The following is a 15,477-nucleotide window of genomic DNA, read 5'->3' as shown; positions in this document are numbered from 1 at the left end:
AATTCCAGCTCAAAACGGCCCAGGAAACGGGAAGCAGGTCACTTGTTGGATGCCCGAGTGCGGGCGGTGGCCGTTGCGCTCGTGGCGTCACACGGCCAGCACCGATCTGGCCTGCGTCAGGCAAGTGAAGATGGCCTCGTTCAGGCATTCTTCTCGGGGCCTCACGTTAAAGTTCTCAATGAACCCGTTCTGCTCGTGCTTGCCCGGCGCAATGTAATCTCATTCCTTGTCGCGCTGCTTCGAACAGCGCAGGAAGGCGCGGGCGCGGGCCATGGCTTCGCGGCGGAAGGCGTCGCCTTGGCGATCGTCGAGCCGGCTCAAGAAGCGATCGACCACGCGCAGACTGTCGGTGTTCAACCAGATCGCCTCCATCGCGATCCACGGCAGCCGCAGGATACGCGGGCGGAAACGGCGCTTGTCGGATGCGTATTCGCCAGCCAGCTGCGCCAGCGTGGCGGCCAGAACGAGTGCGGCGGGGCCGATGCTCAGGCTGATCAGGCGCGCGCCGCGATTGCCCACCCGCATCACTTCCACCGTCATGCCTTCGGGTGCATCGGGATGCGTCCAGTAATAGCGCCAGCCACTGCGCCAGCCCTTGTTCCACTGCCCGGCCGCCAGCCGCGCCGCCGGCATGGCATAGATCGGGATCATCCCCAGCTGCCCGCGGCCATCACAGCACAGCGCCGCCTGCGGCCATTGCGCCAGCTGTTCCAGGATGGCGGCCTGCGCCACGGCCAGCGCCGCCCGGCTGTGCACGACCGCGTTAAGGGGCACTGACCATCCCCGTCACCCGGCAGGCATCCACCCAGCGCCCGCGCGCCTGCTTGCTGCTGGCTTCGAGATAGCTGCCACCAAGCGCCGCCACGGTCACCAGCTTGATCAGATCATGGCCATTGCTGGGGCAACTGGGCGGCTGCGGATCATAGATCAGCAGGGCCGGCTCGCCAGCCAGCATATCGGTCCCCAGCGCGCATATGGCGTGGGAGGCGCCATTCCCCCAGAGAATGTTGATTGGCACCGGCTGCGCCGCACAATGACGGGTGACGAAGCGGGCGATATCCGCCTCAAAGTTGCGCTCATATGCAAGCTTCAGCTTGCGCATGGCCTGGAACGCCGGAAAGGGCTTGTCATCGTCCTCGTTACCAGGATGGCACTGCAGCACGATCTCGCGCTGCGTCATGGGAACACCGAAACAGTGCAGCACGGCTTGGGCCACGGCGGCCCAGCACCAGTTGATCTTGCCACATTGTGATTCCGGATTGGCCGGAAAGCTGGCCAGCCGCTGCTGTTGCAGCGCTGCCACCGCCACCGCGCTGTTGGCGGGCGGAAAGGTGAGCGTACCAGATACCGGCATGGTTATGGCGCCGTCGCTTTGGCGATGGCCCGCCGCAGCTCCGCCTTTTCCTTGTCAAAGCGCAGGATTTCCAGTTCGGCCGCGCGGTCTGCTGCGGCCGGATCGGGCGTGGCGGCCTTTTCCAGCGTGGCGATCTTGTTCTGTGCGGTCAGCAATTCGATGCGGGCGTTCAGATTTGCCAGTTCGCTGCCGGCCGCTTCCTTGGCCTTGGCATCGGCTTTGGCCTTGCTGACATCGACAAGGCCAGCCACCGTGTCCGCGCCCGATTGCAGGCTTTTCAGCAGCGCCGTGCCGCCGGCCTCGATTTTCCCGTGGGCAGTGCGGATCGGCATGCCATCCGGTTCGAACTCGGCCTTGAGTTCGACCTTTTCGCCAAAGCCGCTCTGCAGCGGCAGAAAGCTGATGGTGCCAAGCTGCGGCACCACGATCGTGGCATCGGCCAGCGTTTCGGCCGCGCGGCGCGCCACCTGCGTGGGATCGGCGTTGACCAGGGCCGGGAGGTCCAGCGAAAAGCGCAGTGCAACTGGCTCGCGGTAAGCGATGCCCTTTGCCGCCGCGTCTTTCAGAGCCGCCGTGCCATTGCGCGCCAGTGTTGGCAGCGCCGCCAATGGCGGGTGCATGTTGAGATCGACGGTGAGATCGGTGGCGATGGCGACAACGCTGGTCTTCTGCTTCTCAAACGCGTCTTCGATATAGGGTGCGCAGTCGCCGGCCGTGGGCACGACTGCCGGGTTGCAGATGGCTTTGCTGATCAACGCCAGCACCTTTTCAGCAGGCGGCGCGATCCGGGCCAGTGTGACTGGCGAGATACTGCCGGCAGCCGGTGCGCCGGGGCTGTGGGTGACGCTGCGTTTGATGCCGAACGCCGCCGTGATCAGTGCGGCATCCTTGGTCAGGGCGTCGCGCTCGCGGTCGAGTTTTTCGACCTGCGCGTTGAGTGAATCGAACGCCTGCTGGTCGCGATCGGAAAGTGTGCCAAGGGTGCGGGTCCTGATGGCGCTGAGTTGCAGTGTGGCATCGGCCACCGCCTGTGTGATCTCTTTCAGCCGGGCGGGCGCTCGCTTCAGGCGGGTTATGTGGCCGGCTTCGCCCGCTCCGCCGATTGGCGCAAACAGCGTCGGATTGCAGACAAGGGCGGGAAGTGATTCCCCCTGGGCATTTCTGGGCGCGTTACCTTGCCCGGGTATCGCCGGGAGGCCCAGCGCCAGGCTGGCAATGCTGCCGGCCGCCTTGATCCCGGCTTCCAGTGCCGCGGGTTCCTCGCCCTTGATTTCGGCGTTGATGCTTTTCAGCAGCGCCGTCTGCCGCGCGGCCTTGCCTTCGCCGACTTTCCAGTAGCTGACATCGATCTTGCTGGTTTTGAAGGTGGTCGCCATTTTCGTGTAATCCAGCACCAGCCGTTCGCCTTCGCCCAGCTGCTCGCCGATGGTGGCAGTGGTGGCAAAACCGACGGTAATCTGATCATAGCTGCCTTTCATCGGTGCTATCGTGCAGCTGTCGAGCAGCCAGGTCGTATCAACCACCACTGCCTTGGTGGGCAGCCGATAGGGGATGCCCGGCAGCGGCGCGCCGCTGCCGTCGTCAAGCGCGGCAGTCAGGCGTGTGGTGCTGCAGCCCGACAGCAGGGCGGCGCTGGCGAGCAGGGTGGGCAGCAGGGCGATGAAGGGGCGGGCGCGGGTTGGCATGGGGCTGCTCCACAGCGAGGGTTGAACGTGATGATCATCCCGTGCGCGCAAACATGCTGTGACAAGTCCAACAGCCGGCTTGTGATGTTTCGCACAATCGGCCAACAATCACGCCGGGGTGCGTGGCAATGGATGTGGGGTTCATGGGCAGGGCAGCGGCATGACGCCGGGTGCAGAAGCGGTGATGGCCGAAGGTGCCGTGCGCTGCCATCTTACCCTGTGCTTTTCCGATCTGTGCGACAGCACTGCCATCGCTGCCGGGCTGGAGCCAGAAGACTATGCCGCGCTGCTGCAGCAGCTGCGCAGCCAGTGTGAACAAATCATCGGCCGGCATGGCGGCGAAATCCTGCGCATCGATGGCGATGGCCTGCTGGCGATGTTCGGCCATCCGCAGCCCCATGCCGACAGCGGCCGCCGTGCCGCCATGGCCGCGCTTGAACTGCATGCCGCCGCCGCGGCGCTTGAAGTTGGGCTGGATCGGCCCATCCGCCTGCACAGCGGCATTCATTCCGGCACGGTGCTGGTGCAGCCCGGCGATCTGGTGCGCGGGCGGTTCGAGGTGCTGGGCGATGCTACCAACGTGGCGGCGCGCTTGTGCGATGCCGCTGCGCCCGGCGAGATCATCGCCAGTGCCGAAGCGCTGGGGGCCGATCTGGCGTTCTTTGGCACCGGGCCGCAACGTGCTTGTGCCATCGGCGGCAATCGCACGGTGGCCGCGTTCAGCATCCTGAACCACACGGCGCCCGGCAATCGTTTCAGTGCGCGCGAACGGCGCGGGCTGGCACCGTTCACCGGCCGCGCCGAACAACTGGCCAGCGTGCATCGGCTGCTGGCCGAATGTGCCGCTGGCGCCATGCACTGCGCGTTGCTGATCGGCCCCGGCGGCATCGGCAAGACGCGGCTGGCCACGGCCTTTCTGGAGGGGGCAGCGGCCAGCGGTGCCCGCATCGTGCGCGGCGATTGCGACGCTTATCTGGGCGCACCGCCGTTGCAGCCGTTCCTGCAGATCGCGGCCGCCATCGCGCCCGATGCCGTGGCTGAAAATGCCGCCGGGCTGGCCGCCACCATCCTCGATTGGCTGGGGCAGCAACCGCTGCCCGCCATCGTGATGATCGATGATTGGCATTGGGCCGATGATGGCAGCCGCGCCGTGCTGGACATGGTGCGCGCCGCCGCGCCGCGCGGCTGCCTGCTGCTGCTGGCCAGCCGCAACGCCGAAGCCGCCTTGGCCGACGCCCGCCCGTTGACCCGCATCAGCCTGCCGGCGTTGAGCACGGCCGAGGCCGGGGGTGCGATTGCCGGCATGTTGCCAGCGGCCGATCCGTTCACCATCGAGGCCTTGTGCGCACGTGCCGGCGGCAGCCCGTTGTTCATCGAGGAATTGTGCCACGCCGCCCGCGCCCGCCGCGGCGTGCTGCCGGCCGACAAAGGCAACGCTTGGCTCGACATGCTGGTTCAGGAACGGTTTTCGCGGCTGGGGGAGCGCGAGCGCGAGTTGGTGAACGTCGCCGCGGTGATCGGCCAGCGGGTGCCGGCCTGGCTGTTCGAAGCGGTCACCGGCGTGGCCGGCGATGATCCGGTGCTGGCCACGCTGGCTGCGCAGGATTTCCTGTATGCACAGGGCGACATGCTGCAGTTCAAGCATGGCCTCACCCGCGACGCGATCTACCGCGCCATTGGCCTGAACCAGCAGCGCGCGCTGCACCGGCAGGTGGTGGCGGCACTGGATGCGCAGTGCGCTCAGGGCGGCGAGGATCCATGGCTGGAGGCGCTGGCCTATCATCACGCCGCCGCACGCAACCACGAACGCGCCGGCCATTATGCGCTGTTGGCCGGTGATCGGGCCATGGCCGCTTCGGCGCTGGATCGCGGCCAGGCGCAATATCGCGCCGCCGTGACTGCTTATGGCGCGCTGGCGGCGGCTGGCGGTGATCGCAAGCCATTCAACCGCGTAATCCACCGTTTCGGGCTGGCCTGTGTGCCCGATCCGGCGCCGGATCAGATCGAAACGCTGGAAACCGCGGCCCGCCAGTGTGGCGACGATCCGACCGGCCAGACCCTGTGCCAATACTGGATGGGCACGATCAATTATGGTCTGGGTCGCGCCCGCCAATCGATCGCCTGCCTGCAACGCGCGCTGATCACCATCGATGCCACCGGCAATAACCGGCTGAAACTGCAGCTGCAGGCCAATCTGGGCCAGGCCTATCTGGCAGACGGGCAGGTGGCGCTGGCCGAACATTGGCTGAACCGCGCCATCGCCGATATCGAGTCGGCCAGCGCCACCGACATGTCGGAGGGGCTGGCCTATGCCCACGCCTGCCGCGGCTTTCTGCTTGCCGATCAGGGGCAGTTTGCCGCTTCCGCCGTGCATTATGATCGGGCCGAAACCCTGCTGGCAGGGCGGGACACGCCACTGCGCGGATCGGTTGTTACCCAGCAGGCGGCAGTGGCGATCTGGCAGGGCGATTTTGCGGCCGCCATTGCCTATGCCGAAGCCGGCGCATCGGTGGGCAGCCTGGCGCGATCACGCTATTATATGATGATGTCGCTGGCGCTGGTGGCCTTTGCGCGCTGGTCAGGCGGGGAAACGGCGGCGTTGGCCGATCTGGAACGGGCGGCGGCCTGGTTCACATCGGCCACCAGCCAGCAGCGCGTGTCGCTATGTTATGGCTGGCTGGCACAGATCATGGCCGGGCAGGACCGGGTGGCCGACGCGCGCCATTATGCGGCGCTGTGCCTGGCGCGGGCGCGGCAGGGGGACAGGCTGGGCGAAGCCATGGCCTTCCGGGCGCTGGCGAGTCTGGCCGCCGCCGGCCTTGGCCGCCACCCGGCGGCGCATTATCTGGCGCTGGCGAACCGTGCTGCCGACGCGCGGCAATCGCCGCGTGAACTTGCCCTCAACCGCCAGCTTGAGGCGGAACTGGCGGCCAGTCGCTGATCTTCACGATCAGCGAGGCCGGCAGCGCCTGGATGGTGCCGGAATCGAGCAGTGCCGCCATGATGCCCATGATGGCGCCCATCGCCATGTCCTGCGCCGGGCAGGCGTGCACCGGATGGTAATCGTCGGGCGTTGCGGGCGGCACCGGCACGCCATTTGCCAGATCATGGCCCTGCGCCGCCGCCCGCCGCCGCCCGCCGAACACGATGGAGACATCGCCTTCGCCGGTATCGCCGGCGCGAAGCCGCAGCAAGGAGCGCTGGGCCGCTGCCACCTGGCTGACGATCACCAGATCGCCCTTCTGCACTTCAACCGGCGGCAGGCCGCTGCCTTCGTCCACTTCGATCTGCGTGTTGCGCGTGGCGGTTCGATACAGAAGATCGGGCGCGGGGCGCTTGCACATGGCCTGGCTGATCGGGAGGCGCAATATTTTCAGTGCGACATCGATTTTGGTATCGGCGCGCTGGCCGCCCAGCGCGGCGTGCAGCGCGGCCTGGTGCCGCCACAGCGATTTTTCGTTGAGCCATTCAAACAGGATGCCGCGCAGATTGCCATCCATGGGCGGGATGGCCCCCACCATCGTGCCCACCAGATTGCGCGCCAGCACTTCATCATCATCGCGGATCGCGGCAAACATCGCGCGGGCAATGCTGCCAACGGGGGGGCCGCCGGCGTCCCGGTGCTTGGCCACAAACGCGCTGGCCGCCGCCAGGATCGCCGTGCCATGGTTGGCGGCAAAGGCCTGTACCGCCGGTTCCGGGCGCGGATAAAAGGCATTGCGCGACGGCGAAAGGAAATCCCCGGGGCAATGCGCCATGCCGCGCTGGCCCTGGGTATCGGCGGCAGCGCCGGCAACGAACTTTTCCCAGGTCCAGCCCTTGGCGGCCATGTGCTCGCCATCGGGCAGGCCATACCAGCGCTGGCACAGGCCCGCCAGTGCCGGCAGCAGAAACTGCCGCCGCAGCTCCAGCTTGAACGATTTGCGGTTTCCCTTTTCGGCCAGTCGCTTGGCCGCCTGCAGCACATCGGTGGCGGCGGCATAGCCGGCGGCAAAGCCCATGTCCGGCGTGTAGGCCATCAATATGGCGTTGGTGGCTTCCGATTCCTGCGCATAATCCAGTTTGCGGGCGGCCAGATCAGTATTGAAATAGCGGTTGTCGGGTTGCTGCGTCACGAAGATCGGGCCGCTGTTGGGAGCGATGCGGCGCAATTGTTCTTCGGTGCTGAAATCCGCCCAATTGGCCAGTACTGCGCGCACCTGGCGGCGGCCGGCGCACAGGATCACGCCCTGTTTGGTGCGGTGGGGCCCGGTCTGCCAGTCATAGTGTGGCGGCATCAGCGCCACGCCGCTGCCAAACCGTGTCGCACCGCCCAGTTGCCAGCGGATCGTGCTCCACACATTGGGGGTGAGATCGGCTTCGCTCGGATCCTTGGCGTCGAAATCCTCCAGCAGGCGTTTCAGCTCGTTGGCGGCCTGTTGCGGATTGCCTTCCAGCTGCCGCAGCCGCCGGATGATCGGCAAGCCCACGGCGGCTTCCAGCGGTTCGGCCATGACCGAATAATGGCCATTCCACTTCATCATGGTGGCCACCGCAGTTCTTGACGGCACGAACAGGTACAGGCCCCAGTGCAGCGGCGCAAACGGATGGCGGCCGGGTTCGCTGTGCGCGTTCGGGCCTTCGCCGGGCAGCACCGGCGGCAGCGGCAGCGAAATCGCCACCTGCGTTTCGACGTCAGGCCGGCCCACCTCGCACGGTTCAAGCAGGCGTTCTTCAACAAAGCGGAACACGCCCTCGCCATCGCGTGGCTGCACCCCGGTGAGCGGATCGTTGTGGGCTGAAGCGATACCGGTGCTGTTGCCGCCGTTCAGCCAGCGCTGCACCACTTCATATTGTTCGGCGATGCTGGCGTTATAGGCCATGAACATCAGCCCGCGCTGGTCGCCCTGATTAAAGCGCATGCCCCGGCGCAGCAGGCGCGGCGTTCCCCGCCCGAAATCGCTGCGGCGCGGATTGGCGCGGCGGATGTGTGATGCCAGCGGGCACTGGGTGCCCTCTGGATCGGCACTGAAATCAAAACCATTGCCGCCCGGCCCGCCCGGCAGCGGCGGCGTGCCATCGGGGCTGCGGCCCAGGATGCGCGCCTTCAGCCGATCCGCGGTCATCGGGGTTTTAAGATTGTATGTATCATTGATGGCCTTCACGCTGGCCTCAATCCACTGGCTGAAGGCGTCATTGTCGGTGCCGATCTTGCGCAGCACCAGGAAACTGCCGTCTTTCTGCAGGGCGTGGGCATCGGCCCAATGTTTCCGGCGCCAGTCGCGCGGGCCGGCAAACGGGCCGGGTGCGCCATCGGTTCGATCGTTGGCGTAGCCCAGCAGGATTTCGCCGCGCCGCACCTCGTCGCCGATGGAAGGGCCCTGCGCGCCGGCCGGGCGCGGGCGCGGCTGGCTGATGCCATCGATGAAGCCGAAATGATCGCGGAAGCGGCCCTGGGGATCATAATCCGCCTCCAGCCACTCCACCGCCTGCAGGGCCACGGCATCGGTGGCGGCCAGCTTCTTGATTTCGGTTATGAGCGCGCCGCGATCACTGCTGCTGCTGCGCAACTGCACCACGATATCCACCTCGCTCAGCTCCACCGGTGGCAGCCGCACATCGGGTGCCATCAGGCCCAGCACGGCAAGGCCATTGCGTTCGGGCAGGATCCAGTTGCGCGGGTGGTTTTCGCGCATGTCGCCCAGCAGGCCGCTGCGCGCCGCCATGCCTTCGCGAAATTCGCGCGGAAAGCGGTTCACCAGTTCAGGATCTGCCCCCAGCCGGCGCAGGCCATCGGCGGTAAGGCCGACGTTGCTGATGATCTGCCCGGCCGGTGTTGCCTCCCCGTGCCAGCTGATGCCGATGCGGCCCAGAAACGCCCGCGCGCCGGCGGCGTCGCGGATACTGAACAGCAGCAACGCGCCCTGGCGCACCGGCGCTGCGGCGCTGCCCGGGGGTTTCAGGATGCCGGCCTGCACTTCGCCTTCATCGTGTGCGGGATCGGGGCGGCGGGCGGCATCACGGGCCTTGAGCCGTTCGGCCAGATAGCGCGAGCCGCTTTCATACCAGTGCAGCGGTTCCTTGTAGGTCTGCCGGGCGGCCTGCCAGTTGGCGGCGGCGGCGGCCTGCTTGGGATCGGTGGGATTGGCGGCCACCAGCGCATCCATCCCGCCGGCCAGCGCATCCCAGCCCTTCAACACATCGCGCGCGACATGCAGCAGGCGATGGCCTTCCACAAAGCCATCCTTGCCATCGCCGCCGGTCAGCCATTGCGGCGGGTAGTAATCCGCAAAGCGATAGAACACGGTCAAGGCTTCCAGGCCCAGCTCGAGTGCCTTGCCCGGATGGCCAGCGCGGGTGAGGGCAGCCAGCGTTTCGGGCGGCAGCATGGTGGCCCGTGCCAGCGCTGCGGCGCTGTCGCCTCCGCGCTGCCGCCGTTCGATCTGTGCCAGATACAGGCTATCCTGGACGGTGATCGGCGAGGCGGCATAGAAGATCGCGCTTTTCACCTGATGATCGCGCACCCATTGGATATATTCCTCAAAACTGTGATCAACTGCGGTCACATAGCCTTCGCAATTGATGAACAGCAGATCGAGGAACGGGCCGAGCGGATCCCAGATGCGCCGCATATAGGGTTCCCATGCGCCATCGAAGGTGGCGGCAAGGCACAGATAGCGCCGGCTTTCGAGCGCGGGGTCGCCGCCTTTGGCGCTGCTGCCGGGCAGGGTGAACAGATTCTGGTCGATCGTGCCGATGCGGAAATCGAGCAGGGTGAGGATGCGTTCGGTCACATCGGAATAGGGCGTAATCCGCTCATGCTCACGCGCCGCCACCCGCATGCGGTTCAGCGCATCGCCCACCAGCTCCAGCCTTGTGGCAAAGGTGACATTTTCAAACGCCGAAATGAAGCCTTCGCGGATCGGTGCCATCACCACCAGATCGGTGATTCCATCGATATTCTTGTTGTTGAAATCGCCTGCCATGGTGATGCCCCCGCCGTACCGCGCCGCCAGAACGAAGGCTTACAGAAAGGCCGGCGCTGCTCAAGGCGTGGCACCGCAGCTGTGGGAAAAATCACAGGGGCAAGGTGACGCCCTAGCGCGAAAGCTGTTCGAGCAGTGCGCGCAGGCGCAGCCGCGACGGGATGGTCAGCCGCCGCCCGCTCTGCACCGCCAGGCCCTCGCGCGCCAGCTGGCGCAGTTCGCGGGTGACAGCTTCGCGATGGGTGCCGATGCGGGTGGCCAGTTCGGCATGGGTGGGGAAGGCCGCGATGGTGCAGACATCAGCGCCAACCGGGTCTACCGCCGGTTCGGCACTGGCCCCGTCGGTACTGGTCAGGCGCAGCAGCTCGCTCACCAGCCGTGCCGCCACCGGCAGGGAGGCCAGCTCCAGCGATTTTTCGGTGAGCTGCTGCACCCGCATTGTCAGCTGCTGTGCCAGCCAAAAGCCGGCGCCGGGCACGTCGTGCAGGAACTGGCGGAAGGCTTCGGCCTTGATCGAAGCCAGCACCGTGGGTTCAATCGCCGCCACCATGGCCGAACGCGGCTGGCCGCTGATCGCCGCCAGTTCGCCCAGCAGCCGGCCAGGCCCCATGTCACGCAGAAACGTCTCGCGGCCATTGGCGGCATACACCGAAACGCGCACCCGGCCCGATCTGATCAGATAAACTTCATCGGCATCCGATCCCTGCACAATCAGCAATTGGCCCTTGCGCGCGTGGATCTGCGTCGCACCGGCGGCAAAGGCGGCGGCCAGATCCGGTGGCAGCACGGATTCGGAATCAAGGCCGGACATGTAGCCGGCAGCGGCACTGTCGGTCACGCGGAGCCCCCAATCGACCGGGCAACCATGCCCAATTGTGCGAAACCGCACAAGCAAGCTGTGCGCTAAGCCGCAGCGAGGCAGCTGATATTGCGCGATGAACGGCCAGTTGGGGCGGCGTGTGGCCATCGGCATCGGGCCGCCTTGCAACCATGCGAGGGGGAAATGATGAACGGGCTGCTGCGGCCGGCGTTTGCCGGTGTGGATGTTACCCTGCGGGTGCAGGTGCGGTCATGACCCACCCTGCCGCCGCCCGCAGCACCGCCACGGCGGCCGCGTTTTCCGGCCCCTCAACGCATGCGCCTGCCGCCTTGGCCGCGCTGGATTTCGGGGGATTCCATGTGAGCCGGGCGGCAGGTGACCACGATGGGGCCGCCGAATGAATGTGGCGGCCGCCATCCCCCCGGCTTCCGCTGTGCCGCGTGCGCTGTCGTGGCGCGGCAGTGCGGTGGCGCTGATCGTGGCGGCGATCTTGCGCCATGATGGCCGCAGCCTGGGCTTTGGCCTGATCGCCTGCGCCATTGCCGCCACGGTGGCCACCTTCCAGTTTGCCGTGTTCACCAGTTTCCTCGCTGCCGGGGCCGCCGTGCCGCGCTTCATCGCTGCCGATGCGTGGATAACCGCAGCCGGCGTCGAATGTTTCGATTTCCCCGCGCCAATGTCCGAAGCCTGGGCCGGCGCGGTGCTCGCGCATCTGCCCGGCGCGCGGGTGGAGCCGGTGCTGGTTGGCTTTGCTGGCCTTGCCGGCCCGGCCGCGAGCGCCGGCAATGTAGTGGTGGTGGGCCTGGCCCGCACCGGCCTTGCCGAGCGCCAGTTCATGGTGGACGCTTCCGACGAGCGCCGGCTGCATCTGGATGGCGGCGACAGTGGCTTGCAGGTCAATGGCCTGCTGCTGCACCGCGCCGCCACCACGCGGGCGCTCGCCACCTTTCTGGGCGCGCCTTATCTGGTGGTTTCCGATAGCACGGCCCGGCGGGCGCTGGGCTGGCCCGAAGGCCAGGTGGCCTTTCTGGCGGTGCGCTTTCCCGGCGGGGTGCCAGCCGATCTCGACGCGCGGCTGGCGGCGCTGGCACGTCATTATCCCGAACTAGCCGGCTTCACCGGCGCCGGGTTCGAGGCCAGCTCGTCACAATATTGGCAGGCCAAGACCGGGGCCGGTGCAGCCATCCTGCTGGCCGCGCTGCTGGCGGCGCTGCTGATGCTGCTGTTGCTGGTCAAAGCGGTGGCGCGTTTTGTGCAGCGTCGGCAGGCCGACATCTTGTCGCTGATCGGGCATGGCGCCGGCGATGGCACGGTGCTGGCGCTGCTGGTGGCGATGGCCGCCGTGCTGGTGCTGGGTAGCCTGATCGCCGTCGCACTGGCCTCGCCATTGATCACCGCGGTTGTGCATCCCTTTTTGCCGTGGGTGGCGTTCAAACCCGTTGATGCGCTGTTCGCACTGGGGCTGGGCGGCTTGGCGCTGGCTGTCGCCACCTTATCCGCCCGTGCCGATCTGAAGAGGATCCCCGCCGATGCCATCTTCCGTAGTTGAGCGCATGGCCAGCTTGGGCGCGGCGCTGCTATTGGCTGCGTGCAGCGCCGGTGAAGCCGCCACGCCCGCGCCGCCACCGCACATTGCCACCGCGCAGGGGCGGCTGGACGCATCAAGCGAAACCCGCTGGCTGTCGGCTGAACTGGATGCGCGCATCGCTGCCGTACCCGTGGCCGAAGGCCAGCGTGTTGCCGCCGGCACGGTGCTAGTGGAACTGGCCTGCGCCGATCGGGCTGCTGCCGCCAGCGCCGCGGCTGCCCGTGCCGTCGCCGCCGGAGCCGAACGTCAGTTGGTGCGGGCCGGGCCACGCGCCGAAGCCCACGCCGAAGCCCGCGCCCGGCTGGCGGCGGCCGAAGCCGATCTGGCCGACAGCATCGATCAGCAACGCCGCACCGAGGCGCTGCTGGCCGGTGGCTGGGTCAGCCAGCGCCGCCACGAACAGGCCAGCAGCAGCCGCGATGCTGCCCGCGCCCGTCGCGACGGCGCCGCCGCTGCGCTGGCCGCCATCGAACATGGCGCGCGCCCGCAGGAGATCGCGATGGCCGAAGCCGCCGCCAGCGCCGCCAGCGCCCAGGCCCGGCAGAGCGCTGCCGAGGCCGATCGCTGCCGCATCCGCGCGCCGATTGCCGGCACCGTGCTGCGCATTCTGCGCCATGCCGGCGAATTTTCCGGTGCCGGCAGCGGCAGTCCGCTGGTAGCCATCGCCGATCTGTCGCGCCTGATGGTGCGCGCCGAGGTGCTGGACCGCGATGCAGCCACCATCCGCCCCGGTATGCGCGCTGATGTTTGGCTGGATGAAGCGCCGGGACGCTGGAGCGGCCGGGTGGTGGATGGCGCGCTGCTGGTTGGCCGTCGCACCAGCCGTAGCCTTGATCCGGCCGATCGATTTGACCGTGATGTGCGCGAAGTGCGGGTGCTGCTCGATGGGACGCCACCGCCAGCGATCGTCGGCCTGCGCGTCAATGTTGGTTTTCGCCCGGCGGACAAGCGCCATGCAGCTTGATCGCATCGATTATGCCCTGGCCGAAGGTGGCCAGCGCCGACTTTTGCTGAACGGCTTCAGCCAGGCGTTTCAGCCCGGCCGTTTTGCCTGCATCACGGGGCCATCGGGCACCGGGAAAACCACGATCCTGGCGCTGCTGGCCGGAGTGGTGCAGCCGGATGGCGGCCGCGTGCTGGATGGCGCCACCGCCATCAGTGCGCTTTCGGCCCCGGCGCGAGCCGCATGGCGGCGGGCCAGCGTGGGGCTGGTGTTCCAGACCTGCCGGCTGATCGACGTGCTGACAGTGGCTGATCACATGGCGTTGGTGGCACGGCTGCGTCGCCAGCCCGAGGCGCAAGGCGCTGGCCACCGCCTGCTGGCGCAATTTGGCCTGGCCAGCAAGCTGGGCCAGCGGCCGGGCCAGCTTTCCGGCGGCGAAAAGCAGCGTGTGGCGCTGGCCCAGGCGCTGGCTGCCCGCCCGCGCGTAGTGCTGGCCGATGAACCCACTGCGGCGCTGGATCGCGCCAATGCCGCCGCCGTGGCCGCGGCCCTGCGACGTTATGCCGAAACCAGCGCGGCCGTGGTGATCGCGGTGAGCCACGACCAAGTGATGATCGACGCCGCCCATGATGAAGTGAGGCTGATGAAATGACTGCAACCCTGCTGCCAACCCCCGCTACCACCACCAGAATCAACAGCCGGTTCTTCGACCAGATGGTCGATCTGCTGCATCTGGGCGAGGCCGCCGGCGTGGTGCACGCCGTGTCGGGCTTTCTGCATGCCATGCAAAGCGATTGCGACCGTTGGCCGGAGATGATCGCCGCCCTGCGCGGCCACCGCCTGCACCAGGCGCTGCTGGAGGATCCCTATCTGGCGCACAGCTTCACGCGGCCACGCGGCTATGCCGGCGATGCCGGGCTGATCGATCTGATCTATGATCGTGAGCCGCCTCCCGGCACCTCAGAGCCCGGCGCCCGGCTGTTTGCGGTAACCACGGCATCATTGGCGAGCGAGGCGGTGCGCCAGCGTGCCCATCATGCCCGCGCGCTGGTGACCGCGGCCCACGCCCGCGATGGGCGTGTGTGCGTGCTGGCCTGCGGGCATTTTCGCGAAGGCGATGCGCTGGCCGGGCTGGATCTGCGCCGTTTCACGTTGGTGGATCAGGATGAACAGTCGCTCGCCCGCGCGCGCGCGGCGCATGGCAGTGCCCGGCTGGAAGCCGCCAACGTGTTCGCCTTCCTGCGCCGCGCGGCGCTTGCCGGCGAGCGCTATGATCTGGTCTATACGCTGGGCCTCACCGATTATCTCGATGATCGCGCCATGGCGCTGCTGCACCGCATGATCGCCCGTGTCCTCGCCCCCGATGGCCGTGCCGTGCTGGCCAATTTCCGCCCCGACCTGGCCTGCAACGGCTGGATGGAAGCGGTGATGGACTGGCAGCTGATCTATCGCGACGAGGCCGATCTGGCCGGCTTCGCCGGCGCCGCCGGCTTGAGCGCCACCACCTGGACCGACCCCACCGGCCAGATCGCTTGGAGCGAACTGCAACCCACCGGCTGAGGGCGGCATGCGGGGTGGACAACCATTCCCGGCGTGTTGCGGTGGAACTAAGCTGACCTGAACCCATGATTTCACCCAGCGGGGCTTAGATTCGAGCGGCGGCTATCCTTGATTGCCGCCCCGAAAGCTGCCGTTCCGCTACCGGCCCAAAAGTTGCCTTCTGCGGCAGAAAATTCAAGTTTTTCAGGTGGGGACTGCTATGTACGGATCTATGGAGGTCCACTTATGAGTTAACATTCTCTTTGAGGTGAATTTCAGGTGACCTGGGCCCGGAATTACCAGGGTATTCATAGTATGTTCTGGATGGCGGATTGTTGGATAAGACTCAGAAATATATAGTTAAAAGTCGTTCTGGGAACGATCTGGTAGTTTCATCTCTTCTCNAAATCCCCGTGTCGGTGGTTCAAATCCGCCCCCGGGCACCATAATTCTTCTTTACTAATCAGCATGTTAGTTTTTCTCCCTCGGGATATTTCCGGCTTCGTTTTGCAACCGTTTTGCAGCGATAGCGCGAGTGCTACCCCGGATTATTCACCGGCCGGGTGATTTCGGGTTGGCGAGC

Annotated in this window: 10 protein-coding genes and 1 pseudogene; 5 read left to right on the top strand and 6 right to left on the bottom strand. The window is 66.7% G+C overall.

The genetic code is table 11. The features are described from left to right. Positions 1 to 93 precede the first annotated feature (93 nt). The 4 genes and pseudogenes from CHU93_RS16845 to CHU93_RS16830 all read right to left on the bottom strand — a co-directional run. A pseudogene (locus tag CHU93_RS16845) lies at positions 94 to 216 on the bottom strand (integrase core domain-containing protein); the annotation flags it as partial. Positions 217 to 219: 3 nt separating this feature from the next. Beyond that, positions 220 to 774: a hypothetical protein gene (locus tag CHU93_RS16840; protein ID WP_133064458.1), complete on the bottom strand. Its 555-nt coding sequence runs from the start codon at positions 772 to 774 to the stop codon at positions 220 to 222. Further along, positions 764 to 1,354 (bottom strand): hypothetical protein, encoded by a 591-nt coding sequence (locus CHU93_RS16835; protein WP_094475302.1) that lies wholly within the window; start codon positions 1,352 to 1,354, stop codon positions 764 to 766. The genes CHU93_RS16840 and CHU93_RS16835 overlap by 11 nt, the downstream gene beginning before the upstream one ends. Before the next feature lie 2 nt (positions 1,355 to 1,356). Then, a complete protein-coding gene (locus tag CHU93_RS16830) occupies positions 1,357 to 3,039 on the bottom strand; it encodes a hypothetical protein (RefSeq protein ID WP_094475301.1) in 1,683 nt (560 codons plus the stop codon). Positions 3,040 to 3,199: 160 nt separating this feature from the next. On the opposite strand from CHU93_RS16830, the gene CHU93_RS16825 reads away from it, so the two are divergent. Continuing rightward, complete coding sequence (locus CHU93_RS16825; protein WP_094475300.1) at positions 3,200 to 5,980, top strand: ATP-binding protein; 2,781 nt, start codon at positions 3,200 to 3,202, stop codon at positions 5,978 to 5,980. Here the strand turns inward: CHU93_RS16825 and CHU93_RS16820 are convergent. Beyond that, the gene (locus CHU93_RS16820; protein WP_094475299.1) at positions 5,940 to 10,004 is read right to left on the bottom strand and encodes a Dyp-type peroxidase domain-containing protein; all 4,065 of its coding nucleotides are present in this window, start codon (positions 10,002 to 10,004) and stop codon (positions 5,940 to 5,942) included. The two genes, CHU93_RS16825 and CHU93_RS16820, sit on opposite strands and share 41 nt — an antisense overlap. Positions 10,005 to 10,116: 112 nt before the next feature. Next, positions 10,117 to 10,842, bottom strand: a complete 726-nt coding sequence (locus tag CHU93_RS16815; RefSeq protein ID WP_165768793.1) for a Crp/Fnr family transcriptional regulator — start codon at positions 10,840 to 10,842, stop codon at positions 10,117 to 10,119. Positions 10,843 to 11,257: 415 nt separating this feature from the next. Here CHU93_RS16815 and CHU93_RS16810 point away from each other — a divergent pair, with 415 nt between their 5' ends. Genes CHU93_RS16810 through CHU93_RS16795 form a run of 4 tightly spaced genes read left to right on the top strand, consistent with a single transcriptional unit; the run spans position 11,258 to position 14,915 of the window. Next, positions 11,258 to 12,373 (top strand): hypothetical protein, encoded by a 1,116-nt coding sequence (locus CHU93_RS16810; RefSeq protein ID WP_133064457.1) that lies wholly within the window; start codon positions 11,258 to 11,260, stop codon positions 12,371 to 12,373. Next, positions 12,354 to 13,376, top strand: a complete 1,023-nt coding sequence (locus tag CHU93_RS16805; protein WP_094475296.1) for an HlyD family secretion protein — start codon at positions 12,354 to 12,356, stop codon at positions 13,374 to 13,376. The genes CHU93_RS16810 and CHU93_RS16805 overlap by 20 nt, the downstream gene beginning before the upstream one ends. After that, complete coding sequence (locus CHU93_RS16800) at positions 13,366 to 14,007, top strand: ATP-binding cassette domain-containing protein (RefSeq protein ID WP_165768792.1); 642 nt, start codon at positions 13,366 to 13,368, stop codon at positions 14,005 to 14,007. Before CHU93_RS16805 ends, CHU93_RS16800 begins: the two co-directional genes overlap by 11 nt. Beyond that, entirely contained in the window at positions 14,004 to 14,915 is a 912-nt protein-coding gene (locus CHU93_RS16795) for a class I SAM-dependent methyltransferase (protein WP_094475294.1), read from the top strand. The genes CHU93_RS16800 and CHU93_RS16795 overlap by 4 nt, the downstream gene beginning before the upstream one ends. Positions 14,916 to 15,477 lie beyond the last annotated feature (562 nt).

The sequence above is a fragment of the Sandarakinorhabdus cyanobacteriorum genome (genome assembly GCF_002251755.1).
Lineage (GTDB): Bacteria > Pseudomonadota > Alphaproteobacteria > Sphingomonadales > Sphingomonadaceae > Sandarakinorhabdus > Sandarakinorhabdus cyanobacteriorum.
Note: the sequence above shows the minus strand (reverse complement) of the source record. Positions and strands in the feature narration are given on the sequence as shown.

Bases quoted from the DNA above. Each gene is read 5' to 3' on its own strand.
- CHU93_RS16835 (WP_094475302.1), bottom strand. From the start codon at position 1,354: ATGCCGGTATCTGGTACGCTCACCTTTCCGCCCGCCAACAGCGCGGTG.
- CHU93_RS16830 (WP_094475301.1), bottom strand. From the start codon at position 3,039: ATGCCAACCCGCGCCCGCCCCTTCATCGCCCTGCTGCCCACCCTGCTC.
- CHU93_RS16825 (WP_094475300.1), top strand. From the start codon at position 3,200: ATGACGCCGGGTGCAGAAGCGGTGATGGCCGAAGGTGCCGTGCGCTGC.
- CHU93_RS16820 (WP_094475299.1), bottom strand. From the start codon at position 10,004: ATGGCAGGCGATTTCAACAACAAGAATATCGATGGAATCACCGATCTG.
- CHU93_RS16805 (WP_094475296.1), top strand. From the start codon at position 12,354: ATGCCATCTTCCGTAGTTGAGCGCATGGCCAGCTTGGGCGCGGCGCTG.
- CHU93_RS16800 (WP_165768792.1), top strand. From the start codon at position 13,366: ATGCAGCTTGATCGCATCGATTATGCCCTGGCCGAAGGTGGCCAGCGC.
- CHU93_RS16795 (WP_094475294.1), top strand. From the start codon at position 14,004: ATGACTGCAACCCTGCTGCCAACCCCCGCTACCACCACCAGAATCAAC.